This window comes from Dolichospermum heterosporum TAC447, from assembly GCF_024584745.1.
Taxonomy (GTDB): domain Bacteria; phylum Cyanobacteriota; class Cyanobacteriia; order Cyanobacteriales; family Nostocaceae; genus Dolichospermum; species Dolichospermum heterosporum.
Genome location: NZ_CP099464.1, coordinates 2998893 through 3024854, shown reverse-complemented (window position 1 = coordinate 3024854; position 25962 = coordinate 2998893). Strand labels below are relative to the sequence as shown.

Annotated in this window: 25 protein-coding genes and 1 pseudogene; 16 read left to right on the top strand and 10 right to left on the bottom strand. The window is 35.9% G+C overall.

Annotated features, from left to right (window positions below; genetic code table 11):
- Positions 1-299: 299 nt before the first annotated feature.
- Positions 300-1895 (bottom strand): methionine--tRNA ligase, encoded by a 1596-nt coding sequence (gene metG / locus NG743_RS13725; protein WP_027403312.1) that lies wholly within the window; start codon positions 1893-1895, stop codon positions 300-302.
- 672 nt (positions 1896-2567) lie between these two features.
- Between metG and NG743_RS13720 the strand changes: the two genes are divergently transcribed.
- Complete coding sequence (locus tag NG743_RS13720) at positions 2568-3413, top strand: alpha/beta fold hydrolase (protein ID WP_257120263.1); 846 nt, start codon at positions 2568-2570, stop codon at positions 3411-3413.
- Between the two features lie 168 nt (positions 3414-3581).
- On the opposite strand, the gene NG743_RS13715 is transcribed toward NG743_RS13720, so the two are convergent.
- Positions 3582-3971 (bottom strand): DUF1815 family protein, encoded by a 390-nt coding sequence (locus tag NG743_RS13715; RefSeq protein ID WP_027403310.1) that lies wholly within the window; start codon positions 3969-3971, stop codon positions 3582-3584.
- Between the two features lie 1030 nt (positions 3972-5001).
- Between NG743_RS13715 and NG743_RS13710 the strand changes: the two genes are divergently transcribed.
- Positions 5002-5175, top strand: coding sequence for a hypothetical protein (locus NG743_RS13710; protein WP_257120262.1), 174 nt, complete (start codon positions 5002-5004; stop codon positions 5173-5175).
- Here NG743_RS13710 and NG743_RS13705 read toward each other — a convergent pair.
- The 5 genes from NG743_RS13705 to NG743_RS13685 form a co-directional block, all read right to left on the bottom strand.
- Complete coding sequence (locus NG743_RS13705) at positions 5160-5384, bottom strand: PIN domain-containing protein (protein ID WP_257120261.1); 225 nt, start codon at positions 5382-5384, stop codon at positions 5160-5162. The genes NG743_RS13710 and NG743_RS13705 overlap by 16 nt on opposite strands.
- A gap of 86 nt (positions 5385-5470) precedes the next feature.
- Entirely contained in the window at positions 5471-5668 is a 198-nt protein-coding gene (locus NG743_RS13700) for a hypothetical protein (RefSeq protein ID WP_027403308.1), read from the bottom strand.
- A 159-nt stretch (positions 5669-5827) separates the two neighbouring features.
- Positions 5828-6088, bottom strand: coding sequence for a hypothetical protein (locus tag NG743_RS13695; RefSeq protein WP_193962688.1), 261 nt, complete (start codon positions 6086-6088; stop codon positions 5828-5830).
- A gap of 329 nt (positions 6089-6417) precedes the next feature.
- Positions 6418-6864: a type II toxin-antitoxin system VapC family toxin gene (locus tag NG743_RS13690; protein ID WP_168466213.1), complete on the bottom strand. Its 447-nt coding sequence runs from the start codon at positions 6862-6864 to the stop codon at positions 6418-6420.
- A complete protein-coding gene (locus tag NG743_RS13685; protein ID WP_257120260.1) occupies positions 6861-7103 on the bottom strand; it encodes a hypothetical protein in 243 nt (80 codons plus the stop codon). The genes NG743_RS13690 and NG743_RS13685 overlap by 4 nt, the downstream gene beginning before the upstream one ends.
- 1005 nt (positions 7104-8108) lie before the next feature.
- Between NG743_RS13685 and NG743_RS13680 the strand changes: the two are divergent.
- The 9 genes and pseudogenes from NG743_RS13680 (at position 8109) to NG743_RS13640 (ending at position 16675) form a co-directional block, all read left to right on the top strand.
- Positions 8109-8465: pseudogene (locus NG743_RS13680) on the top strand (type II toxin-antitoxin system RelE/ParE family toxin).
- Entirely contained in the window at positions 8462-8791 is a 330-nt protein-coding gene (locus tag NG743_RS13675) for a helix-turn-helix domain-containing protein (RefSeq protein ID WP_027403304.1), read from the top strand. The pseudogene NG743_RS13680 and the gene NG743_RS13675 overlap by 4 nt, the downstream one beginning before the upstream one ends.
- A 220-nt stretch (positions 8792-9011) precedes the next feature.
- A complete protein-coding gene (locus NG743_RS13670; protein ID WP_257120259.1) occupies positions 9012-9569 on the top strand; it encodes a YjaZ family protein in 558 nt (185 codons plus the stop codon).
- A 673-nt stretch (positions 9570-10242) separates the two neighbouring features.
- Positions 10243-11367 carry a formylglycine-generating enzyme family protein gene (locus NG743_RS13665; RefSeq protein ID WP_306459768.1) on the top strand — a complete coding sequence of 375 codons (1125 nt, stop codon included), beginning with the start codon at positions 10243-10245 and terminating at the stop codon, positions 11365-11367.
- A 585-nt stretch (positions 11368-11952) separates the two neighbouring features.
- The gene (locus NG743_RS13660) at positions 11953-13542 is read left to right on the top strand and encodes a Ycf46 family AAA ATPase (RefSeq protein WP_257120258.1); all 1590 of its coding nucleotides are present in this window, start codon (positions 11953-11955) and stop codon (positions 13540-13542) included.
- An 84-nt stretch (positions 13543-13626) separates the two neighbouring features.
- Positions 13627-14001, top strand: a complete 375-nt coding sequence (locus NG743_RS13655; protein WP_257120257.1) for a DUF1257 domain-containing protein — start codon at positions 13627-13629, stop codon at positions 13999-14001.
- A 91-nt stretch (positions 14002-14092) separates the two neighbouring features.
- Positions 14093-14305: a DUF2997 domain-containing protein gene (locus tag NG743_RS13650; RefSeq protein ID WP_015079055.1), complete on the top strand. Its 213-nt coding sequence runs from the start codon at positions 14093-14095 to the stop codon at positions 14303-14305.
- A gap of 72 nt (positions 14306-14377) precedes the next feature.
- Positions 14378-14929, top strand: a complete 552-nt coding sequence (locus NG743_RS13645; protein ID WP_257120256.1) for a nucleotide exchange factor GrpE — start codon at positions 14378-14380, stop codon at positions 14927-14929.
- Positions 14930-15088: 159 nt separating this feature from the next.
- Positions 15089-16675, top strand: a complete 1587-nt coding sequence (locus tag NG743_RS13640; RefSeq protein WP_257120255.1) for an Hsp70 family protein — start codon at positions 15089-15091, stop codon at positions 16673-16675.
- A gap of 502 nt (positions 16676-17177) precedes the next feature.
- Here NG743_RS13640 and mutL read toward each other — a convergent pair.
- Positions 17178-18836 (bottom strand): DNA mismatch repair endonuclease MutL, encoded by a 1659-nt coding sequence (gene mutL / locus NG743_RS13635; protein WP_193964605.1) that lies wholly within the window; start codon positions 18834-18836, stop codon positions 17178-17180.
- Positions 18837-19012: 176 nt separating this feature from the next.
- On the opposite strand from mutL, the gene NG743_RS13630 reads away from it, so the two are divergent.
- The gene (locus NG743_RS13630) at positions 19013-19348 is read left to right on the top strand and encodes a rhodanese-like domain-containing protein (protein WP_027403295.1); all 336 of its coding nucleotides are present in this window, start codon (positions 19013-19015) and stop codon (positions 19346-19348) included.
- Positions 19349-19639: 291 nt separating this feature from the next.
- Here NG743_RS13630 and NG743_RS13625 read toward each other — a convergent pair whose 3' ends face one another.
- Positions 19640-20650 carry an adenosine deaminase gene (locus NG743_RS13625; RefSeq protein ID WP_027403294.1) on the bottom strand — a complete coding sequence of 337 codons (1011 nt, stop codon included), beginning with the start codon at positions 20648-20650 and terminating at the stop codon, positions 19640-19642.
- Between the two features lie 225 nt (positions 20651-20875).
- Between NG743_RS13625 and NG743_RS13620 the strand changes: the two genes are divergently transcribed.
- Entirely contained in the window at positions 20876-21334 is a 459-nt protein-coding gene (locus tag NG743_RS13620) for a pentapeptide repeat-containing protein (protein ID WP_193899758.1), read from the top strand.
- 91 nt (positions 21335-21425) lie between these two features.
- On the opposite strand, the gene metK is transcribed toward NG743_RS13620, so the two are convergent.
- Positions 21426-22667, bottom strand: coding sequence for a methionine adenosyltransferase (metK, locus tag NG743_RS13615; protein ID WP_027403292.1), 1242 nt, complete (start codon positions 22665-22667; stop codon positions 21426-21428).
- Positions 22668-22974: 307 nt separating this feature from the next.
- Here metK and NG743_RS13610 point away from each other — a divergent pair, with 307 nt between their 5' ends.
- The 3 genes from NG743_RS13610 to NG743_RS13600 all read left to right on the top strand — a co-directional run bounded on the left by NG743_RS13610 (position 22975) and on the right by NG743_RS13600 (position 25927).
- A complete protein-coding gene (locus NG743_RS13610; RefSeq protein ID WP_027403291.1) occupies positions 22975-24642 on the top strand; it encodes an AAA-like domain-containing protein in 1668 nt (555 codons plus the stop codon).
- A gap of 581 nt (positions 24643-25223) precedes the next feature.
- Positions 25224-25643: a XisH family protein gene (locus NG743_RS13605; protein ID WP_027403290.1), complete on the top strand. Its 420-nt coding sequence runs from the start codon at positions 25224-25226 to the stop codon at positions 25641-25643.
- Positions 25628-25927, top strand: coding sequence for an element excision factor XisI family protein (locus tag NG743_RS13600; protein ID WP_015080193.1), 300 nt, complete (start codon positions 25628-25630; stop codon positions 25925-25927). The genes NG743_RS13605 and NG743_RS13600 overlap by 16 nt, the downstream gene beginning before the upstream one ends.
- The last annotated feature ends 35 nt before the right edge of the window (positions 25928-25962 follow it).

The following is a 25962-nucleotide window of genomic DNA, read 5'->3' as shown; positions in this document are numbered from 1 at the left end:
GTTGCTTATGATAAGTCTCTGGGGCTAATACATTAGGAGTTATCAATCATCAGTAAAACTGTTTTGATTATTCACTCCCTTTAGCTGCTACAAGCCTTTAATAGTAGCCCCGAATTGTTTTTTGAAGAAATTCGCAGTTCCCAAAATTAATCTTTTATTGTGAGAAGTCACCGAGTCAGGAGGTAGGGGCGCAGGGCCTGCGCCCAGTCAGGAGTCAGAAAGAAGGATGAAGAATATTTTCTGATTCTCTTCCCTATTGCTTGCCATATCAAACATTCTGTATCCTAAATCCTTACCTTTTATTTTGATGTTTCTATCCGTTTAAAAACTGGTTTTGGCGTTCCCAATATTTGTTTATCGGATAATATTCCCCATGTTGAGTGGGTACAAAAAGGAGCTAAAATTGCACTTTCTTTTTGTTCATTAAAATTTATTCCCCAGCCTAATTGCTGATAAATATCACTGCTGATATTAGGAATAATTGGGGAGAGAAGATAAGCTGCTAGTCTTACAGATTCCAGCACCGCATATAGCACCACTTCCACTTCCCCCTGCTTACCTTGTTTATATAATGACCAAGGAGCTTGATCATCAATAAACTTATTACTGGCTTGTACCAGAGATAGAACATAGTGACAGGCTTCATTGAAAGCTAATGCTGTGTATGCTTGTTTCACCTTTTCTCCTAACTGCAAACCCATTGTTTTCAAAGGATTGTCAATGGGAATAGCTGATTGGCTAATGGACGGTACTTGACTAGCACAGTATTTCTTCACCATGTTTAAAGTCCGATTTAACAAATTACCTAAATCATTCGCCAAATCTGCATTCAAAACATTAATGAACCTTATTTCATTAAAATCGCCATCTTTACCAAATTCGATTTCCTTAAGGAAGTAATAACGAACGGCATCACTACCATAATTTTCCACTAAAGTAATAGGATCAAGGGTATTACCTAAAGTCTTCCCCATTTTTTGACCATCTTTAGTTAAAAAACCATGTCCAAATACCCTGTCTGGTAAAGGTAAACCTGCTGACATCAACATTGCTGGCCAGTACACAGCATGAAAGCGTAAAATATCTTTACCAATCAGGTGCAGGTTAATCGGCCACCATGTTTGTAAAGCATTAGCTATAGTTGGTTCTGCATCTGGTTCTAACAATGCCGTAACATAACCCAGCAAGGCATCAAACCACACATATAATGTATGTTGAGGATTCACAGGTACAGGAAAACCCCAATCCAGATTTACCCGGGAAATTGAAAAGTCCTGTAAACCTTGAGCGACAAAATTGAAAACTTCATTCCGTCTGCTGACAGGTTGGATAAAATCTGGGTGGGATTGGTAAAACTCCTCTAGCTGGGTTTGATATTTAGACAAGCGAAAGAAATAGTTCTGCTCGTCTCGCCACTCTACTTGTTTGTTGGTATGGGTGGGACAGTGTTTGTCTGCAAGTAAATCCCGTTCTTCCTTGAATTCTTCACAGGAAACGCAGTACCAACCTTTCTGTTGTCCTTGGTAGATGTCACCAGTTTCCCAAACTCGCTGAAAGAACTCTTTCACTATCGCTTGGTGACGGGGTGCTGTAGTCCGACTAAAGCGATCATATTGAATATCGAGTAAATCCCACAAGTTAAGAAAACTAGGAACGATTTCATCACAAAAATCTTGGGGTGGTTTTCCTAAATTTGCTGCTGAACGCTGAATTTTTTGCCCGTGTTCATCTGTACCTGTAACTAGTAGTACTTGATGTCCCTGTAAGCGATTAAATCTGGCTACTACATCCGCTGCTATAGTTGTATAAGCACTGCCAATATGCGGAACATCGTTGACATAGTATAGTGGTGTGGTCAGTGCAAAAGTCTTTTCTGTTTTATTCACAAGATTCATGGACTATAAAAGCAAATTATTAATCAGTTTTCTCTATTAATAATCTAGATGATTTAGACAAAACTACGTAATTATATAACATTGCTACTTTTTTTTCAAACTCCTGGCGATGGATAACAAGTTTATGGACTGAAGAATTGTTTAATTACTTCTATAAATCCACCTGATTTTTAACTAAATCAGAGAAAGTATTTACTAATAATCATGGTAAAACTTGTTTCTGTCCTTAGTAGTTACAGAGAATACACTAACTGAAAATCTAGCGATATAACTAATTGTGTGGATATGATTTTGCATATTAGATGTTCCCAGTAATAATTGACTAAACTGTTAGTTGCAATTCTGAGTAATTTACTAGGTTGTTGTTCTAGAAATTCCTAATTTAGCGAGCCTTGTTTGGGAATTTTAATTCATTAATCATTGAACTAACTATTAGAAATTTACTCGCAGCATTTAGCTAATGTCTAGCGACTGAATGCCGACTCACATACTTATATATCATGAATACAAATTGCTATAAATTCTGTAATTATGGTTTCAGAGTGGATGATTTTTTATCTGGAAAGGTTGATTTTAGACAGATGAGAAAAGATAAAAATTTCATCACAATCCCTATCTGGATACCGAAGAGGGTAAAGTTAAAGATAGAGTAGACGAATAAAAATAAGTAAAATGCCAGCAGTTGATCCTAAACCTTGTTTTTTAACGCCAAATCCAGTAAAATCAGATTCTCCTTTATTCATCTATTTACCAGGTATGGATGGGACTGGTGAGTTATTTCAATCTCAAATCCCGGAATTAGCCTCTGGTTTAGATATTCGTTGCTTGGCTATACCCAAAGACTATCTGGCAACTTGGGATGTTTTAGCGAGGAATGTTTTGGACTTGGTTCACGCTGAGTTAGAAAAAAGCTGTCAACGGAAAATATATCTATGTGGTGAATCTTTTGGTGGTTGTTTAGCAATACAAGTCGCCATCCAGTCACCGCAGTTATTTAAGCGTATTATCTTAATTAATCCTGCTTCGGCTTTGCAGCAGCAATCTTGGTTTAATTGGATATCCCCGGCTACTCAATTTGTGCCATCATTCCTATTTGATATTGGTGCGTTGGGTTTGTTGCCGTTTCTAGCATCATTAGAACGGATTTCTCCAAGCGATCGCCATACACTACTTACAGCTATGCGTTCCCTACCATCAGCAACCGTAAATTGGCGCTTATCCTTACTGCGAGATTTCCAGGTTGATAGCAAAGAGCTACAACAGCTAACACAACCAATTTTACTCATTGGCAGTGGTAGCGATCGCTTATTACCCTCTGTAAGTGAAGTTACTCGATTGGCAGGTATTTTACCAAATAGCCAGACATTCATATTACCACATAGCGGTCATGCCTGTTTATTAGAGAAGGATGTCAATCTCTATCAAATTCTCAAAGATAATGATTTTTTAGAAGTTAATATTAATATACCGAAAATTACCAAATCAACGGACAGTCCTATTTTCACCAAGTCCGTGTGAAGCCCGGTTGTATTAGTATAGGGGGTATAGGGGCAATTTATCTAGCTTGCGTCCGAAAGGGTCTTGCCCCTACAATGTGCAATTCTCCAGAGAGATGATCAGCCTATTTTCATCCTTCTATAGGTAATAGAAAATAGCAACCTGAAATACCAATATATTGTCAGGAGATTATCGGTGAGTTTTCACACTTCCCGCTGTATTCTGTAACATCCGTTTACTCTTCGGAGATGAATACTCAGTACCTCTAGAAGTTTGCATCGCCTCTTTAACAAGGGTTGCTAGTTCTTCTAACTGATTAATTGCTTCTGCACCCTCTAATTTCATTAACTCTCTATCATCACGCATTTCTGTCCAAGTAATCCCATAATCGGATACTAAAAAGCGAATTAAGTGATTATCGCCTAAGCTTACCATAAAAGATGCACTGTTCATTTGGTCGCCGCAAGTATAACAAGAAGCCGGATAACCATACCTCTCTAGTACAACTGCTAGAGCTTGCAAATTCATTACTAAATCTTGAACAAATTGTCTATGCTCGTTTGCTAGTCTTAAAAACACTTGTCCCTCCAGACACCACAGTCATTTGAGTTTATTTTATATTTTCTTTAGATTTTCTCATGAATCGGTGTTGTAAAATAGATTTTACAATTTTTAGTGTTTCATGAGTTCGTTAATTAGTTAACTTGTCTAGGTTAGTAGATAACGATTCTTGAATAAGTATCAGGCTATTCAATTCATCAGGTAGTTATAGCAGGCTCAATTACTAAAATTTACATTTTGGCTTTATTGCTCTGTCGGAACTGTACCTAATAAAATTTAGACCTTATTAGCCTAGCTTAAATTCCTTCATAGTCAAGTCCTTTAAAGCCATACTTGGCACTATTACAGGTCATATAGAACCATATTAAGATGATTTATTTAGTCTAACGCTTATTTTCGTTCTTTGTGTTTTTACCTCCACTTCAAATAAACCTCGAATGATATAGCATAGATTGAGATTAACGCAAGTGTTGAATATACTTAATTAATGTATCGTTTTTAATATATATTTTTAATACCCTCCATAACACTGATTAGGATTAGAGGATTTACAGGATTGTAATTTGATGGTTAATGACTCAGTTTATAATATTTTGTCAGAATCAGGATAACCAGGATTATAGGATTAACAGGATGATTATTTGATAATTACTAGACGTGAATGATGTATTGATTATTACAATAATTTGATAAAAATGAACCTTTCTTCATACTAATCATCAACAACCAACCAATAATTAAGAGACTTCCAAATAAAAAAATGTCCCAAAACTGATGCAGAAATTCTCTCTCTGTGTACTCTGTGCCTCTGTGGTTCGTTTCTTAGGATAATTTATTTCTTGGAAGTCTCTAAACAATCACATCCTGTACATCCTCAAATCCTGGACATCCTGATTCAGACAAATGTAAATTTTTGACTTCCCTAAGAGTGTCCTGATTCTGACAATAATATGCTATTTTTAATCAGTTTTGCTTTTGCTAATTCTGAACAACTAGAAAATCATGATAGTGGTTTTTTTCGTAATCTTAGAAAAGATGGTTTAGTAATATGAATCCTGAACAACAAAGATTGTTAGAAAAAGCTGAGAGGAGATTACAAGCAGCAGAACTTAATAAAAGTCATATCTTCCTCCATTATCAATTAACAAAGGGATTTTCAATCTTTAGTCCAGTAATTCCTTTAAAATCACCGATATTTCTTGTTACTCAAAATGCGTCTTGATTTACTGCTGTAGCGGCGATAATTGCATCAGGAAGTTTAATTTTATATTGTCGTTTGATTTGGATTGTCTGATTTTCAATTTCTCGTAAAAATGGAACTGTATTAAACTGAGATAGTAAATCTTCAATAGACTGTTCCTCCTCTTTTGATAAGTCGGCAAAACTCAGTAATTCAATGCGGATAATCGGTGAAACTAGAATTTCGTGCAAATTCAAAAACTCTTCTGTAAACTATGAATTAACTGTTATATCATCGGCTAGATAGTAAATAAAAATATTGGTATCATAAAGATATTTTATTCTTCCCATTCCTGACGCAGAGTATCTAAATGAGCTAACATTGCTGCTTTTTTATGCTTTAAAATTCCTTTGGCTTGAATAATTTTTTCATAGTTTTTTTTCCAATGTGATAGCATTGATTCTGGTACATCTACTGTAATTGAATCTTCATCTTGAGATACAAGATAATGTCTTGGTATTTTGATTAATGGCATAGTTTTATGCTCCTGTTTCTCTCAATTCAGATTGTAACATAATGTCAGAATCAGGATAACCAGGATTAGAGGATTTACAGGATGATTATTGTCTACATCAAATATAGCATCAATTAATAGCATAAATAATTGCCATAATAGCAGAAGTATCAATAACCATTATTCTAGGATTCCAAAATCGTTATAACCAATAATTTCATCAGGAGTTCTGCTATCAAGAACTGGTAAATTTCTAATCTGATGACAAATACTCCGAACAAGATTAATATCAATTTTGTTCTCTTGGCGATTGGGTAAGGAAATAGGATGAACTTGATATAAAAGTTTTCCTGTTATTTCCATCCCGGCAAAATTTGGGGGAAGTTTCAGGTATAAACAACCATTTTCATCTACACGAGCATCAAAATTAATTTGTTGCATGGTCTTTTCTGATCAATTTAATTACGGAATTTTTGATTTTACCTCTATTCCAATTGTAACATATTGTCTGATAGCGAAGCGTGGCGTTAGCCATATCAGGATACCCAGGATTATAGGATTTTCAGGATGATTATTTGATGATTACTAGACGTGAATCATGTATTGATTATTAAAGTAATTTCATAAAAATTAACTTTTCTCCATACTAATCATCAACACCTAACCAATAATTAAACAATCACATCCTGTACATCCTTAAATCCTGGACATCTTGATTCTGACAACATTAAATCTATCTAAAAACTTAGTAAAATTACCCAAATATGGTCTTAGCTATTAATACTTTGAGGATGAATAATCGTAATTTCTGGAACAGCTATAAAATCTTTGGGGTTTAAAGTTAAAATATGGCTGATATTATGAGCAAGCATCACTGCTAATATGTGTATATCATGAGTTCGTTTACCAGAAATATTATATGTTGTTACTAAGTTCAACCAAATAGAAAATACATCTGGTGTTTCTTCTAGTAAATCAAATTGATTTATTAGCATTTGTACTGCTTGAGTTGTTTGTTCTACAGTCCATCCTAAGCCATTAACATTAACAGGACGAGTAGCAACAACCCAAAATTCAATAATTACTTGAGAGGTAATAAAACATTGATGATTATTAGATATTAAATATTTAATTGTTTTATCAACTAGATGAAAATCAGGAGATGTGATATCTCTTGAACGTAACAGAATATTGGTATCTAATAAGTAATTACTCATGTTCCTCTATCATCATAAATGTTTTCTCGACGTAGTGCTTCATCAGGAAGATTAACAGAACTTTGAGGAGCTTTTTCTATCCACTCTTGCCAAAGTTGTAATCTTTCTTCAGAGGTTAAAGGCTTTTTAGTTTGTTTGTTGAAATCTTGATAAGTTAACCTTTGTTGGAAAAGTTGTTTTTCTTCAGGAGTTAATTTTAAAACAATTTCTACAAGGGAATCAACAAGTTGTACATTCATAATTGTTTATGTGATTTACTAGGTTATAGGCATATTGTACTGTATTTTAATTATAATCTGTCAACTGTCAGAATCAGGATAACCAGGATTATAGGATTTACAGGATTGTAATTTGATGGTTAATGGCTGTTGTTTATGTATTTATTCTTCCATGTGACTTTATGAATATTTATTTAAAATTTTGTCAGAATCAGGATAACCAGGATTATAGGATTCACAGGATGATTATTTGATGATTACTAGACGTGAATGATGTATTGATTATTAAAGTAATTTCATAAAAATTAACCTTTTGTCTGAATCAGGATATCCAGGATTATAGGATTTACGGGATGATTATTTGATGATTACTAAACGTGAATGATGTATTGATTATTACAGTAATTTCATAAAAATTAACCTTTTGTCTGAATCAGGATAACCAGGATTAGAGGATTTACAGGATGATTATTTGATGATTACTAGACGTGAATGATGTATTGATTATTAAAGTAATTTCATAAAAATAAACCTTTTGTCTGAATCAGGATAACCAGGATTAGAGGATTTACAGGATGATTATTTGATGATTACTAGACGTGAATGATGTATTGATTATTAAAGTAATTTCATAAAAATAAACCTTTCTCCATACTAATCATCAACACCTAACCAATAATCATCCAATCACATCCTGTACATCCTTAAATCCTGGACATCCTGATTCTGACAACCACAACTTTCACCACACAACAAAAAATCATCCAATCACATCCTGTACATCCTTAAATCCTGGACATCCTGATTCTGACAACCACAACTTTCACCACACAACAAAAAATCATCCAATCACATCCTGTACATCCTTAAATCCTGGACATCCTGATTCTGACAATATTAAATTTATCTAAAAACCTAGCAAAATTACCCAAATATGGTATATTTAATAGAGGATATATCAAACAAAAATTGATTTATAACAATGTACAACTGATTGAGATAAAATAGAATAAGTTAAATGAATTTATGGAATGGAATATAATATTTGATCCTGATTTTAGAATTTGGTTTTATCAACAAGAACAGGGATTTCAAAATGAAGTATTTGCTGTATTAGGTATTTTAGCAGAATTTGGACCCGGTTTAGGAAGACCAAGAGTTGATACTTTAGAAGGTTCTGATTTCAGCAATATGAAAGAACTGCGTATTCAACATCAAGGATAACCTTGGCGGATTTTATTTGCATTTGATCCTAAAAGACAAGCGATTTTATTAGTTGGAGGTAACAAAGCTGGTAATAAAAAATGGTATAAAGAAAATATTGCCATAGCAGATAAACGATATAGAGAATATTTGGAGACAATCAAGGAAGAAAAATCATGAAAAAATATACAACTTTATCTGAAGAATTAAATCAACTTTCTCAAGAAAGAAAAGAAATTATTGCTGCAAGAACTTCTGAAATAAGGTTAGAAGAAATTACGCTTCAACATTTGGGGGAAAAACTGGGTTTATCACAATCAGAATTAGCTGCTAGTTTGGAGTTATCCCAAAAAGAAATATCTGATTTAGAAAGTGGAGAAAGTTTAGAATTAAATACGCTGCGTAATGTTGTTAATGCTTTAGGAGGAACTATGGAAATTATTATCAAACTTCCTAACAAAGAACCTATTATGATGAATTTGTCAGAATCAGGATATCCAGGATGAAAGGATTTTCAGGATGGTTATTTGATGGTTAATGGCTGTTATTTATGTATTTATTTTTACATCTCACTTCATAAATATTTACTTTCTCCATACTAATCATCAACAACCAACCAATAATTAAACAAGAACATCCTGTAAACTTTAAATACTTGACATTGTGATTTTTATACTATTAAGATTACAAGATTATTGTATAAATCATAGCAGCTTATATTAACTCATGGGTAAAAATTTTAATACAGTCAAAACGGAGGTTAAACACTGGAGAAATTTCACATTTAATGGTCAAGTTTACGACTTATCACATCTTGATGTTCACTGGGTTGAATATACTGATGATACAGATGAAAATAACCCATTCACATACAAATTTATCGTTACATATAGCTCACATTGTTTTACTAAAGAATCGGATGAACTGAGTAGCGAAGAATCAAATTTATTGATGTATAATGCTCCAAGAGAGTCTAGACCATTCAATTTTGAAAGATACAATTTGTCAAAGCATTTACCCAGTATTATCAAGTCACTGGGTGAAAAAACAACATTAGTATGTCATGCTGGATATGGAAACTTTGCAACCGTTAAAATTTTAGATTCCAATGGTATTGAATTTGATTATTTTGTTGTTTTTACAGTATTTCGGGAAAGTAAAAAACTGAGGTTGCACGTAGAAAGCGCCTACCCTAAATATGATGGTATAGGTAAAATCAAAAAAGTTCGCTTTTTTGTGATAGCCAAAAACTTATTAAATAATAAAAAATTACCCAGTCCTTAAATAACAAAGACTCCTTGAGGAGTCTTCGCCAAAAATCAATTTTTGGTATTCAGAACGTCTTTACCGGAATTCCTCGACCATAAAGGTAACGGGATGTCATGTTTAGACTATCTTTCAACGCCTAAATCATGTCTGCTGCATCCTATATTTTTATATTAGAGTATATTTTCAACTTCGTCAAGTTTCTATTTGTCAGAATCAGGACTACCTTCGGGAAGTCAAAAGTCAAAAAGTTAGAATTTTTTGTCTGAATCAGGATAACCAGGATTATAGGATTTACAGGATTGTTATTTGATGGTTAGTGACTCAGTTTATAATTTTTTGTCAGAATCGGGATAACCAGGATTAGAGGATTTACAGGATTGTTATTTGATGATTACTAGACGTGAATCATGTATTGATTATTACAGTAATTTCATAAATATTTACCTTTCTCCATACTAATTATCAACACCTAACCAATAATTAAACAATCACATCCTGTACATCCTTAAATCCTGGACATCCTGATTCAGACAACCACAACATTCACCACACAACAAAAAATCATCCAATCACATCCTGTACATCCTTAAATCCTGGACATCCTGATATGGCTAACGCCACGCTACGCTATCAGACAATAATATGCTATTTTATATACAGCATACATGAAACCAACCATTAACCAATCATGAATAATCCACAACAACCGCGAGAATACGATGCTGTGCTTGGTGGTAATAGTCAATCACTAGAAGGTGCAGCCGTTTTAGGTGGTATTGAAGGGGTAAAGTTGCGGTTACAAAATCCAGAGGCAAAGGTGAGAATTGCTGCACTTGAGCAAGCTTTGAATTATGGAGAACAGGGTTTAGATTTAGTAATTGCAGGTTTAAAGGATGAATCTGTAGAAATTCAGATACAAGCACATCATATATTAAATTCTAGAATTGAATCAAAAGCGAAACAAGCAGCTTTTAATTTTAATCCCCAAGGTTTAAAACTAGAACAAATTGAAGTAGTAACAGTCAACAAATTTGGCGAAATTATTCACCGTCAGCCGCGTGTAGCTAGATATTTCATGGAAGATTTAGGTAGTGGTGTAAAGTTAGAAATGGCTGCAATTCCTGGTGGTACTTTTATGATGGGTTCACCGGAAAATGAAGATAGAAGAATGGATAATGAAGGTCCTCAGCATCAAGTTACAGTTCCTAGTTTCTTTATGGGAAAATATCCGGTAACACAGGCACAATATCAAGCTATCACGGGAACTAACCCTTCTTCTTTCAAAAGTAATAATCGCCCTGTTGAAAGAGTTTATTGGTATGATGCAGTGGCATTCTGTGAAAAGTTAAGTCAAAGGACAGGAAAAAACTACAGACTGCCAAGTGAAGCCGAATGGGAATATGCTTGTAGAGCGGGAACTACCACACCATTTCACTTTGGAGAGACGATTACAACGGATTTAGCTAACTATCATGGTCATTATACTTATAGACAAGGACTCACAGGAGTTTATAGAAAAGAAACAAGAGAAGTAGGGAGTTTTGGAGTAGCCAATAACTTTGGATTATACGATATGCACGGCAATGTATGGGAGTGGTGTCAAGATAATTGGCATAGTAACTATGAAAGTGCGCCAACAGATTCAAGCGCATGGTTAGGTATTGAAAAGATTGCTAATACAAAGCTGCTGCGCGGTGGTTCGTGGAACGACGGTCCTGGGAATTGCCGTTCTGCTTATCGCTACTTCGACGACCTCGACTACAACTACAGTGTTGGTTTTCGGGTTGTATGTAGTGGTGCGGCGAGGACTTGATAGCACTATGCGCTTTTGCCCTCTTGCTCTTTTCTTTTCTTATCCCTCTCGCATAGCGAGAAAAATTTTTTGTCTGAATCAGGATATCCAGGATTAAAGGATTGACAGGATTGTAATTTGATGATTAATAGATGAGATTCATATATTTATTCTTCTATCTCACTTCATGAATATTCACTTTCCTCTATACTAATCATTAACAACTAACGAATAATCAAACAATCACATCCTGTACATCCTCAAATCCTGGACATCCTGATTCAGACAATAATCTTCCATCTCACTTCATCAATATTCACTTTTCTCCATACTAATCATCAACAACTAACCAATAATCAAACAATCACATCCTGTACATCCTCAAATCCTGGACATCCTGATTCAGACAATAATCTTCCATCTCACTTCATCAATATTCACTTTTCTCCATACTAATCATCAACAACTAACCAATAATCAAACAATCACATCCTGTACATCCTCAAATCCTGGTCATCCTGATTCTGACATTTATTTTCTTCTTTGCAACTTTGCGCGAAATAAAAACCCGAATAAACTAACAACTAACTCCCCTATTTATACATAATGAATAACCCCCATCAACAACTCATCCAACAAATAGACTTAATGCTTCGCGCCCGCTATCCCCTACTATATATAGTCGGAGTCGAAGAAGAACCAATAGAACAAGTCCTCCAACAACTCACCCAAATATCCCAGACACCACGACAACTATTATTATGGGATATCGTCACCGGTTGGGATGACAACGGAACTGATAAAGGTTCAGTCATGGGAGCATTATCAAGAATTACCAAAACCCCAGAAAATACAACCACAATATTTGTATTGCGAGACATCCATTTTATCCTCAAAAACCCCGAAACAGAAAAAAATGCTCCCGTAATTCGGGCTATCAAAAACCTCACCCGTCAACTCAAACGCACACGCCAAACCCTCATCCTCACCAGTCATACATTAACCATTCCCCCAGAACTACAAGAAGAAATTACAGTAATTGATTTTCCCTTACCCAACATCGAAGAAATAGATTATTTAATTCATCAATTAATAGTCCCCGAAAAACTTAACTTAAATGGACTAGGAAAAGAACAATTAATCAAAGCCTGTCAAGGATTAAGTCGCGCCAGAATTAGAAGAGTTTTAGCCGCCGCTTTAGCAGCAAAAGGACAAGTCAACGAAACAGATATTGATAGAGTATTAGAAGAGAAAAAACAAGCAGTTCGCCAAACTGGAATCTTAGAATTTTACACCGCTAATGAATCATTAAAAAATGTCGGTGGTTTAGAAAATCTTAAACAGTGGGTGCGAATGCGTCAAGATGCTTTTACCGAAGAAGCACGACGTTATGGAATCCCCAACCCCAAAGGCGTTTTATTAGTAGGAATCCAAGGAACAGGAAAATCATTATCAGCCAAAACTATCGCCCATGAATGGCGTTTACCATTGTTACGTTTAGACGTGGGGAGATTATTTGGGGGCATAGTCGGAGAAAGTGAAAATCGCATTCGGCAAATGATACAATTAGCAGAAGCAATATCACCCTGTGTATTATGGATGGATGAAATAGATAAGGCTTTTGGTAATATTAATAGTGGTGTAGATGGTGACTCTGGAACATCGCGCCGGGTATTTGGTACACTCATTACCTGGATGCAAGAAAAAACCAGTCCGGTGTTTATGGTGGCTACTGCTAATAATGTGCAAATATTACCAGCCGAGTTATTAAGAAAAGGCCGATTTGATGAAATATTCTTTTTAAATTTACCCACAGAAAAAGAACGCCATGATATTTTTAAAGTCCACTTGCAAAAAATCCGTCCTTCCCGACTGCGAGATTTTGATTTACAGAAACTTGCAAGTCATAGCGAAAATTTTAGCGGTGCAGAAATTCAACAGGTAATTATTGATGGTATGCACCGCGCTTTTGGTAGTTTAATAGATGGTAATAGGCGGGATTTTCACACTGAAGATATTTTAGCGGCGGTATCGGAAACTGTTCCTTTGGCTGCTATTGCTAAGGAACAAATTACGAGTTTAAAACGCTGGGCTGCGGAAGCTGGCGCAAGAACGGCTTCTATTGATACACTGTTAATTGAGGAGTTAAAGGTTTATTCTCAGCAGCAGGGTTTGGGTCCTTTGGAGGTGGATTAAATAATAAAAGAAAACGAACCGCAGAGGCGCGGAGGACGCGGAGGGAAGAGGTTTTGGAGAGATTTTTATAGGAGTTGATTTTTTATGTCTCATTTTACAACTATTAAGGTGCAAATTAAACAGGGTGAAGTGCTGCTTCAAGTATTAAAGGAGTTGGGTTATCAAGTTGAACAAAATACTCAGGTTCGGGGTTATATGGGTGATAAAACTAATGCTGAGTATGTGATTAAGCAATCTAATGGTTATGATTTAGGTTTTCGTAAAAATGGCGAAAGTTATGAATTAGTGGCTGATTTTTGGGGTGCGAAAATTAATCAGCAGGAGTTTATTAATAATATTAGTCAAAAGTACGCCCATAAAACTTTGATGGAAACCATACAAACTGAGGGTTTTAGTGTGGAGGAAGAGGAAGTTTTAGCAGATGGTACGGTGCGGGTTTTAGTTGGTAGATGGGTTTAAATAAGATCCCCGACTTCTTTTTAAGATTTTATCAATAAATGATTAAATAAGGTAAGAAGTCGGGGATCTGAGGACAAAAGGAAAAATCATTATGGCTGAATATCAAAAAGTTGAATATCGCATTGGTAAAGATGGTAAAATTGTGGAACGGGTTTTAAATGCAATCGGTTCTAGTTGTGTGGAAACAACAAAAGGGTTAGAAAAGTCCTTGGGAGAAATAGAATCTCAGGAATTGTTACCGGAATATTATCAAGATGATGAGTTAATTACCACTTCCGAAAATCAATCTTTACAACAACAATAAACTAGAATAAACTAGATCCCCGACTTCTTAAAGAAGTCGGGGATCTGAACACCAGCTAGATAAACAAATAATATGCTAGAACAAATTAATGATATTGCTTTTGCTGTAATTCTCGTAATCATCGTTTATATTATTCTCCGGTTTTTATTCCCAGCAAATAATCAAGATATACCTATTAATAATCAACCCGTAACTTCTCCAGACACAGAACAGAAGATTAAAGAGTTAGAAATTCAATGTCAACGACTACGAGAAGAATTAAAACAACAATCTCAACAATTACAAAGTGATTTTCAATATGAAACTTTTACCAAATTACAAACTTTACTCAGCAATTATCCCACAGTCAAAAAAATGGCTTTAGCTAAACCTGACTTACCTGCTAAAAACTTAGTTTCTCTATTTACATCTTTAGATAATTTAATTACTAATTGGGGTTATAATGCTATTGGTGAAACTTGGGAACAGGTTAATTATAATCCCCAATTACATCAAGCTGATAGTGATGATATTCAAGAAGGTGAATCAGTCTATATTCGTTTTATTGGTTATCAAGATGGTGATAAAGTTCTCTATCCTGCAAAAGTTAGTCGCACTCTTCCACCAGGATTCAATAATACTTAAACTCATGAATTTGTAGGTTGGGTTGAGGAACGAAACCCAACATTTACTGCTTACAATTTTTTAGATAATATATTTATTCTGTCTTAACCCAACATCAAGATATCAATTATCTATCATTTTTGTTGGGTTGCGCTTCGCTTAACCCAACCTACTTAAATTATGACAACTATCGCAATTGATTTTGGTACAAGTAATACTGTAATTAGTATTTTAGAGGCTGATACTCAACTACCTAAAAGTTTACGTTTTCCTAATTTATCCCGTGTATTTGTGGGTGTCACTTCTCAAGGTGAAAGAGTAGAATATCCGGTTATTCCTAGTTTAATGTTTATTAAATTAGGTAATAATATTATATTAGGTGAAGGTGTTCGTAGTCAAAGATTAGGACTTTCTCAAAGTTATCCTCCTGAACGGTTATTTAAAAAGTTTAAACGTGATTTAGCTGGAGATTATCAACCACCAGCAAGACAAATTGATGGCATAAATTATAATTCTGTCTCTGTTTGTGAGTTATTTATCCAAACTATTTGGACAGAAATACAAAAGCAAAATATCCAACCTAGTCATTTAATTTTTACTGTTCCTGTGGGTGCATTTGAACGTTATTTAGATTGGTTTCGAGATTTAGGTCAAAAATTAAATGTTCCTCAAGTTTCCATTGTTGATGAATCTACAGCAGCGGCTTTAGGTTATGCTGTTAAAAGTCCCGGTAAATTGATTTTGGTAGTAGATTTTGGTGGGGGAACTCTCGATTTAAGTTTAGTTAAAACTGTGACTAATTCTGATGATAATAATAGTTTACGGGCTGAGGTTTTAGCTAAGTCGGAAGCCTATGTAGGTGGTGAAGATATTGATGTTTGGATAGTTGATGATTATTTACGTTCTCAAAATCTAACACCAGAACAAGTAGGGAAAATTGGTTATCAGAATTTATTAGAAATTGCTGAAAGATTGAAAATTCAATTATCGAAAAATCCATCTGTAGCTGAAAGTTGGTTTGATGATGAATCTTTTATGTCTTATGAATTAAAAATCAATCGTGAAAAATTAGAGGAGATTTTAGAATATAGACAGTTTTTACAACAGTTACGAGATACCTTAGATGAGGTTTTAGCTTCTGCTTTACGAAAGGGTATTAGTAAAAATGATATTGAACAGGTTTTATTGGTGGGAGGAAGTTGTTTAATTCCCGCAGTTCAACAATTAATTATTTCCTACTTTGGTAAAGCTAAGGTAAAACTAAATAAACCTTTTGATGCTGTCCGTCATGGTGCATTAGCTATTACACAAATTACTGAAATAGATGATTTTTTGCGTCATAGTTATGCAATTAGATTATGGGAAAGTTATAGCAAAAGTTATATTTATCATCGCTTATTTACCAAAGGTGAAAAATATCCTTGTCAACGTCAAGAATGGTTAAATCTGCAAGTTGCTAATCATGGACAAAAAGAAATTCGTTTAGATATTGGTGAATTAGCTGATATGTCACTAACTGAAATTGCTTTTGATGCTTCGGGAAGAATGACTTCTAGCACTCTTCAACATCAAGAAAGTTACCGTTCCTTAGATAATCAAAATCAACAGGTTTGTGTGGCAAAACTTAATCCACCAGGAGCAGCAGGAATGGATAGAATATCGGTGTTGTTCGAGGTTGATTCTCGACGGACTCTATTAGTAACTGTGAAGGATTTATTAACAGCAGAAGTCTTAGTTAGTAGGGGTGAAATTTATAAATTAGCATAAAACAATACCAGGGTTAGTATGATAAAAATCAAATGCTTTTTGCCAAATAACAAAGAAACCAGACGTGTAGGGGTAAAGCAAGAGCTTCATTGGTGTCAATTTAAGCTCAAATCCCTACCACATCTCGTTCCTAGTCTCTGACTAGGAATGCAGTTGATGAGGCTCTGCCTCTAATAAGTAGTGAGACAGAATTAATTACACAATGTCATTGCGTTAGCGCAGCGTGGCGTTAGCCATATATAACGAAGTGAAATGAAGCAATTCCAATGGTTGTGATTGCTTCCCTGCGCTCGCAATGACTGTAAATATTTTTGTCCAATTACTTATTATTGAAGGCAGAGCCTTCTAGAATTCATTCCCAGTCAGAGCAGGGGAATGAGATGACTTGAGTTCTTTGCGGGAAGAGGTTTTACGTTAAGTTGACACCTATGAAGCTCTTGCTTTACCCCTACGTTTAGAATCAAACAATCAAGCCGTTTTGAGTATAGTTCAATAAAATATTTCAAATTCCATGACTTTTGCCAATTACCCAATTACGTCGGAAAAACCGTGCTAGTGCTGATTCTTCCAAAGATAAATAAATCGGTCTACCATGAGGACAGGTGCGCGGGTTGCGGGTATGTTGCCAATTATCTAATAAGGTCTGCATTTCTGGTAAACTCATTTTTGTGCCATTGCGAATTGCACTCCGACAAGCAACAGCAACTTGAGCAGTTTGTAAGTCCCCTCCCCAACTTAATTCTAAAATTGCTTCTGCACAATCTTCTCGTTGTTTTAACATGATAGGAATGTTACGCACTGCCCAAAGGTTATCACCAAATGGTTCTATATCTAAACCAATGCGTTGTAATTGGGAAACCTGGGCTTGTGATAATTGATAAATAATAATTGGGGTTTCTACAGCTACTAATTGCCAACTATCACACAATTGTTCATATAATACTCGTTCATGGGCTATATGTTGTTCTACTAACCACATTCCTCCAGAATGTTCAGCAACAATATAAGTATTACTCAGTTGGGCAATGGCTTTTAAATAGGTTTGATTTTCACTACTTTGGGATTTTTGAGAGTTGAAGTTATATTCACCTTTTGATTCTGCGACTTTCAATAAATTACTAACTCTGGTTGTGTGAATGGATTCTTTTATATTGGTTTCCGAAATCCGCAGAGATTTGTGAATAGCTTCAGTAATTTGTTCTTGCCAAAAAGTTAGTTCATTGAGATAAATTTCTGTTTTGGCTGGGTTACGATTCCAGTTAATTTGTTCTGGAGAAATAGTTAAGTGTAGAAAACAAACGGGATAGCGATCGCGTGGTAATATCTTATGAAAGGCTGAAAATATTGTCTGTTCTAGTTCTGGCGTTTTAATCATTCTGCCATTAATTGCCACTTTTACCCAATCAGGACGATGACGATGGCATCTATCGGGTAATCCTATCACCAAATGCAAAGACGAATTTTCCAGATTTGGTATTTGTAAATTCACCTCATGTAAATCACCTTGTCGCACCTGGGGGAGAATTTGGGGAATTAGTTTTCCCACAGTTGGTGCGGGACAAATCGTAAACCATTCTTTGTCATTTTGCCAAATTTGATAATTAACATGAGGATGACACAAAGCTATCTGTTGAATGACATTTTGTACAGCCTTTAATTGCTGATTTGTCGCCGGTAAACCCTGACGACGAGCTTCATAATTAGCAAATAAATTATTAACTGTTACTACTGTACCCGGTGCGATCGCTACCACTTCTACTTGTGATACTTCTCCTTCATTATTATAAGCAACTCGCCAACCTTCACTTCCCCCCAAAGGACGACTTAAAACTTCTAAATCTGCCAAAGTCGTTAAACTATGTAGCGCCTCACCACGAAACCCCAAACTGCTGATTTTCCATAAATCTGCACTGGAATGAATCTTACTGGTACTGTGGGCAGTTGCGGCTTGTTGTAAATCATCTAAATTCATGCCACAACCATTATCAGCCACACGAACTCGCCACATTTGCGGCCATAAAGAAACGACAATGCGTGTTGCTCCAGCATCTAGGGAATTTTCCACCAACTCCCTGACAACAGCTACCCAAGAGTCAATTACTTCTCCTGCCGTAATTAGATATACAACCTCTGTTGGTAAAGCTTGAATCGTAGATGCCATTATCATTAAAAATTACTAATTAAAAATTAAAAATTGTCTTTACGGTTAGATAATTAGCTTACAATATTATGACTGCAAAATATTAATTTCTCAAATCTGCTGTGATCCTAAAGAAATACGAATTAATAAGGGATATTTGGTAAATTTCTGATTAGATTAGAAGCAGAGAAAAGCTTATGAGTATTAATTTAGTTGCTGATGTTAACGACTTAAAGAACAGTCTTCTATGGGGTCAACCTGCTTTTACAATTATTGATGTGCGCGATCGCTCAAAGTACAATTATAGCCGCATTACCGGAGCAATTTCCATCCCCCTCAATGACTTGGAATCTCGCGCTCAAACCTCCCTATACAGAGAACGCCAAATCTACATTTACGGCGAAAATGACAGCCAATCAGCCCAAGCTGTGAGAACCCTGCAATTCCTCGGTTTCACAGCCGTAGCTGAACTGGGCGGTGGCTTACCAGCCTGGAAATCTATCAACGGTGCGACAGAAGGGGTAGAGGGTTGAAAGGAGTAGGGGGAGGTGGGGGAGGTAGGGGAGGTAGGGGAGGTCGGGGAGGTAGGGGAGGTAGGGGAGGTAGGGGAGGTAGGGGAGGTAGGGGAGGTAGGGGAGGTAGGGGAGGTAGGGGATAAAAGAATCTTGCCTCCCCCGACTCCCCCGACTCCCCCAACCCCCCGACTCTCCCAACTCCCCCAACTCCCCCAACTCCCCCAACTCCCCCAACTCCCCCAACTCCCCCAACCTCCTCCACTCCCCCAACTCCCCCAACCTCCTCCACTCCCCCAACTCCCCTGTCACCTACCTCAACAACCCAGTTAACAAAGATGCTGGACGTTGACTATGAGGCCAAGCGAAAGCATGACGGAAAGCTGCCTCTTGACAAGCTTGTAACTGTTGAAAATTGATAATGTCGTAAGTCAAAAGATTTTCATATTCAAACGGAAGACGCACATTATGTAAACCCGCATTATCCGTACAAATAGCGATATCCACCCCAGCTTCAAAACATCGGTCAAAAACCAACTTGAGTTGCCGAATATCCTGTAAAGTCCCTGTTTTTAAATAAGTTGTCGGACAAACCTCTAAACATTGTCCTCTTCTGGCAATTTCTGGCAGTAGTTCAGGATACAAAAGCGGAACTTGGATTCCGTGACCAATTCGCATTAAATAGGGTAACAATTCTGGATAACAACCATCCTTAGTTTCATAAAGATGCCCTGTGGTGTTAATACCCAGTGAATGGGCATAATTATATAAACTAATCCATTCTTCCATGCGTTCATCATAATAGCGATCGCCACCAGCCACATCTATCGCACAAACATACTTTCTATTTTGCGCTGCCAAATCAATAATTGCCTTATTCACCTCAAAAGATAAACGGGAGTGCATACAAAGAATTTGACTAGTAACAATCGGATAGTCGGGTACATAACTAGATTTACCCACAATATCCACAATTTCCGCCATTTTATCAATTCTTTCACCTTGACTCAAATGTTCAGGAGTTCGCAAATAGGGAGTATAGCGTAACTCCAAATAAGCCAAATTCTCAAAAATATAAGCACCACGTAATAAACGGTAAATAAAGTAAGGTAAAGTCTCCACCGTTTGCACACTTTCCACAAGAGTATGCAATTCTAGATATTCATCCAAAGTATTACGAGGACGAGTATAAAAATCTTCAAACTCTGCATATTCACCAAAGCGAGAAATCAACTCAGCATTATGACGCTGGAAATACCGCCATAGTACACGAGGTACAACTGAACCACCTAAATGCCGATGTAATTCTGCGTATAAAGCCATAGTGGTATTTCACCAGGAAAATTTCATCAATCTTAACAAAAACCACTATAAAAAACTAGGACTTAGGAATTGACGCAGTTTACCAATGGTCTATTCCCAATTACTGATTTATAAAAAGAAATATCAAGCTTGTAGTTTAAATCAACATTTTTTAGCTAATTAGTGAGATAATGAATTCGTGAGGCAAAGAACGGACATAACTATATTGTGAGAGGGGGAAATTTTATGAAACTTCAACTATTAGCCGTTATGGCCTTGATAACTCCCCTGTTTCTAGCTAATTCAGTTCAAGCTGGCAGCCAAAAAGATTTACAGAAACTTTTGTCAACTAGAGAATGTGTCCAATGTAACCTATCAGGACTCAACCTCAGTGGTACTCATTTAATTGGTGCAGACTTACGAGGCGCAAATCTTCAGGGCGCTAACCTAACAAATGCTAACTTAGAAGGTGCTGACTTAACTGGGGCAAACTTAGCAGGTGCTAATTTAACATCAGCCTTTGTTACCAACGTCAATTTGAAAAAAGCTAACTTAAACGGCGCAAATCTTACCCGCGCCACAGTCAATGATTCCAACGTCTATCAAGCATCAATGGACAATCTTAACATTACTGATGCTGGTATATATAACACAGGAATCGGTATTGGTGGCGAAGATGGAGCTAACTTTCCTGACTGGGATTAAGTAAATTAACTTGTAAAACTCCAAAAAAAGAGGCTATAGATAATTAAACCGTCTATAACCTCAAATTAAGTTTGGGTATTAAACTAACTGATTAAGCAAACGCCGCTTTCTTTAAAACGTCTACCTTATCAGTGTGTTCCCAGGGTAAATCCAAATCCGTTCTTCCCAAATGACCGTAAGCTGCAACGTCCTGATAAAAACGTCCGCCTCTTTCACTTGGTAAGTTGCGTAAATTGAACACATGGATAATTCCCGCTGGCCGGAGTTCAAAGTTATCCTTGACCAAGTTCAACAGAATTTCATCATCAACCTTACCTGTACCAAAAGTATCAACAAAGATACTCACAGGACGCGCTACACCAATGGCGTAACTTAGCTGCACTTCACATTTTTCTGCTAACCCAGCCGCAACAATATTTTTCGCTGCATAACGAGCCGCATAAGCCGCAGAGCGGTCTACCTTAGTGGGGTCTTTTCCAGAAAAAGCCCCGCCACCATGTCGAGAATAACCACCGTAGGTATCAACAATAATTTTCCGACCTGTTAAACCGGAATCTCCTTGTGGTCCACCAATCACAAACTTACCGGTGGGGTTGACCAGAAACTTTGTTTCCTGACTGGGTTTAACAGTAATATCACCAAATATAGGTTCTACTACTTCTGCCCACAGGTCAGCCTTAATCTTAGCCTGTACCCCAGCATCATCGCTAATATCCCCAATGGTAGCTGTATGTTGGGTGGAAATTAAGATGGTGTCAATACCCACAGGTTTGCCATCTTCATAAACCACAGTAACTTGGGTTTTACCGTCAGGACGCAAATAAGGAAGAATACCAGCCTTACGAACTCCTGCCAATCTTCGCGCAATGCGGTGCGCTAAACTGATAGGTAAGGGCATAAGTTCCGGTGTTTCGTTACAAGCGAAACCAAACATGATACCTTGATCACCAGCACCAATTTTATCGAATAGCTCTTCACTATCCTCAGTTCTGGCTTCTTTAGCAATATTCACACCTTGAGCAATATCCGCTGATTGTTCATCCAAGGCAATTAGAACACTGGCACTATCCGCAGAAAAGCCATTATCAGCGTCAGTATAGCCGATTTCCGCAATTTTTTTACGGGCAAGATTGACGTAATTAACATGAGCTTTAGTGGTAATTTCTCCAGTAATTAGCACCAAACCAGTATTAACTACAACTTCTGCTGCCACACGGCTATTAGGGTCTTCTGCTAATAGCGCGTCAATAATGGTATCCGAAATTTGATCACAAATTTTATCGGGATGACCTTCTGTAACTGACTCGGAAGTAAATAAATAGCGTCGAGACAAAGGAATTTCCTCCTGAAAGAATGTTTTCACTGATGAGATACATCAGTTACTAATTTCTGAAATCATAACAATATTTACAGTTTTTGGAATAAGTATCTTTTATCCCAGTGTCTAAAGGCTTATATGTATAACAAGAGCCACTCAGATCCCCGACTTCTCAAAGAAGTCGGGGATCTTGTTGTTGAGAGTATCTACCAGAAAAGTCCTCAGTAACCTGAGATTGGATCACCGTTACGGTTTTGGTAACTATAAAGGATACAATACTTCATATACACAGTATTGGTAATATCTTCACAAAACGATGGTGATGAAAAGAATTCTTATTTTAACCGCTAACCCTACTAACACAAAACCGTTACGTGTAAGCGAAGAAGTGAGGGAAATCAAAAGTGCTTGGGAGCGATCGCTCAACCGTGAACAATTTACAATTATTGTAGAAGAGGCAGTCCGTCCTCAAGAACTTCGTCGTACCCTATTAGGTCATAAGCCAGATATTGTGCATTTCTCAGGACATGGTGGAGGAGAACAGGGTTTAGCTTTAATGACAGATAATGGAGAAGCCTTTTTAGTCAAAGTTGCTCCTTTAGCCAAATTGTTTAAAGCATTACAAGAAATCTTTTTTATTGATTGTGTTTTTCTCAATGCTTGTTATTCAGATGTACAAGCAGAAGGTATTTATCCTTATGTTAATTATGTCGTCGGAATGAATCAAAAAATTGGTGATCAAGCCGCTAAACAATTTGCTATTGGTTTCTACGATACTTTATTTGCAGGACAATCAATTAAAAGTGCTTTTGATTTAGGATGTAATGCGATTGAAATGGAACATATTCTAGAGCATTTAACTCCGATTTTGAGGACAAAAGATGCAACGACTAAAAAAGCTATTATTCAGGGTGTACCTGAGTCGAAATCTAAACCTATTCAACCAAGAGATATTAATATTCCTTTTGAAAATTTAGATGGCCAAGTCCCCCTAAATTCTCCTTTCTATGTTGAACGTCCTCCCATTGAAGCTACCTGTTACACTGCTATTGTAAAACCTGGGGCATTAATTAGGATTAAAGCACCTCGACAAATGGGGAAAACTTCATTAATGAGTAGGATTTTAGATCAAGGAGAAAAGCAAGGTTATCAAACAGGATTTATTAATTTATGGAGTCGAGAATTATTTAAAAATCTCGATAGTTTTTTAGAGTCTTTTTGTGCAAATGTCAGTTTAGAATTAGGGATTGAAGAAAAGATAGATCAATATTGGAAACCTCAACGTTATAGCAGTCAAACTAATTGTACAAATTATTTCCAATCCTATCTTTTAAAAGAATTGAAACAGCCTGTGATTCTAGGATTAGATGAGGTAGATAGAATCTTTCAATATAGTGAAATTGCTGATGAATTTTTCACTATGTTACGTTCATGGCATGAAAAAGGCAAAAATAATGAAACTTGGCAAAAACTGAGATTAGTTCTTTCCCATTCTCAGGAAGTTTATATTTCTTTGGATGTGAATAAATCTCCTTTTAATGTGGGTTTACCAATTGATTTAAATAAGTTTAGTTTAGCACAGGTTCAGGATTTAGTTAAACGACATGGATTACAATGGTCAGATACAGAAATTAATCAATTAATGGGGATGATTGACGGTCATCCTTATTTGGTGAGAACGGCATTATATCATATTGCCACTAACGACTTAACTTTAAAGCAATTTTTAGAAATTGCTCCCACTGAAGAAGGACTATATGAAGATCATTTGTATCGTCATCTTTTGATTTTGGAAGAAAATCAAGAACTAAAATCAGCTATGTTAAAATTGGTTAATAGTGATGATGCCGTTACCTTAGAACCAATTTATGCTTTTAAATTAAAAAGCATGGGATTAGCAGAATCAAAAGGTAATAAGGTGATTCCACTATGTAATTTATATCGGCTTTATTTTAGCGATCGCTTGCAAAGATTAATTGATGTCATTTAAAATAATGACAATTAACTAAATCTAACCAGAGTTATTTTGTTATAAACATAAACCGCCCTGAACTGAAGTATGGCTTACGCCACGCTTCGCTATCAGGGCTAATAACTAAAGTCCGTTGAAACGGACTATGAATTTTTCTTCAGTCGTCTTTAGAGGACTTTTGCTATTAGACTCAGAATTCATTCTGAAGCGGGCTATGTAATTTATATCGGCTTTATTTTGGCGATCGCTTGCAAGATTAATTGATGTCATTTAAAAAGCAAAATTTAGGTAATAGTAAAGTTTTGTTACATGATGTTTGATAGAATAGTTGTCAAAGTCCTGTCATGGTATATAATGCAAGTATTATCGGTTCTTTGGTTATTTTTATGGAAAGCCTGGTTCAAAATCATTGAAAGCGCTATTGTGTAGGCATTTCATTGAAAATATGGAAATAATTGTTTATAACTCTTGTCCCGTAAGGGTTTTGTTATCATCGATCCTCAATCACCATAAAAGAGACGCAAGAGCCGTATTATCTTACTTATCAAAGTGCTATGAAAGTAGATATGGAATCTAAATAACCAACAGTTAACAAAAAAATGTCTAGGAGAGATAATTTACACTTATCATTACGTCATACCTTAGAAAAGGATGGTTGGCAAATTACCGATGATCCCTTAATTTTAGCACTAAAAAAAACATTACTCAAAGCCGATCTAGGGGCAGAAAAATTTTTCAGTGCTGATAAAGAAGACCAAAAAATTGCCATCGAAATTAAAGATTTTGATGCTCCTTCTGTAATCAGTGAACTAGAAAAAACCATAGGACAACTTCAACTTTATCAATGGGCTTTAGAAGAACAAGAACCAGAGCGAAAACTTTTTTTAGGAATTAGTCAAGCTATTTATTTAAAACACTTTCAAAAACCTATTTTTCAATTGGTTATTAAACGTAATAAAATTAATCTAATTGTTTTTGATCCTGAAAATGAGGTAATTTTACAATGGATAAATCACTAAAGTATACTCAGATTTTAACCCAAGTTTTAAGAAAAGAATCTGCTATTCAACCTCGATTACAAAAACTTAAACTTAGTTCAGTTTGTGATCAAGAATCAGGACAATTTTTGATTATTATGACAGGTTGGGAAAAACAAACTTGGACTGATACTATTTTATTCCATGCTAGATTACTAAATGATAAAATTGTTATTGAAGATGATAATTTTGAGCAAGGATTAACAAATGCTTTAATTCAAGCAGGAATACCTCCAGAAGATATTGTTACCGAAATTCTTCAATAATAAGTAGTGAGACAGAATTAATTACACAATATCAT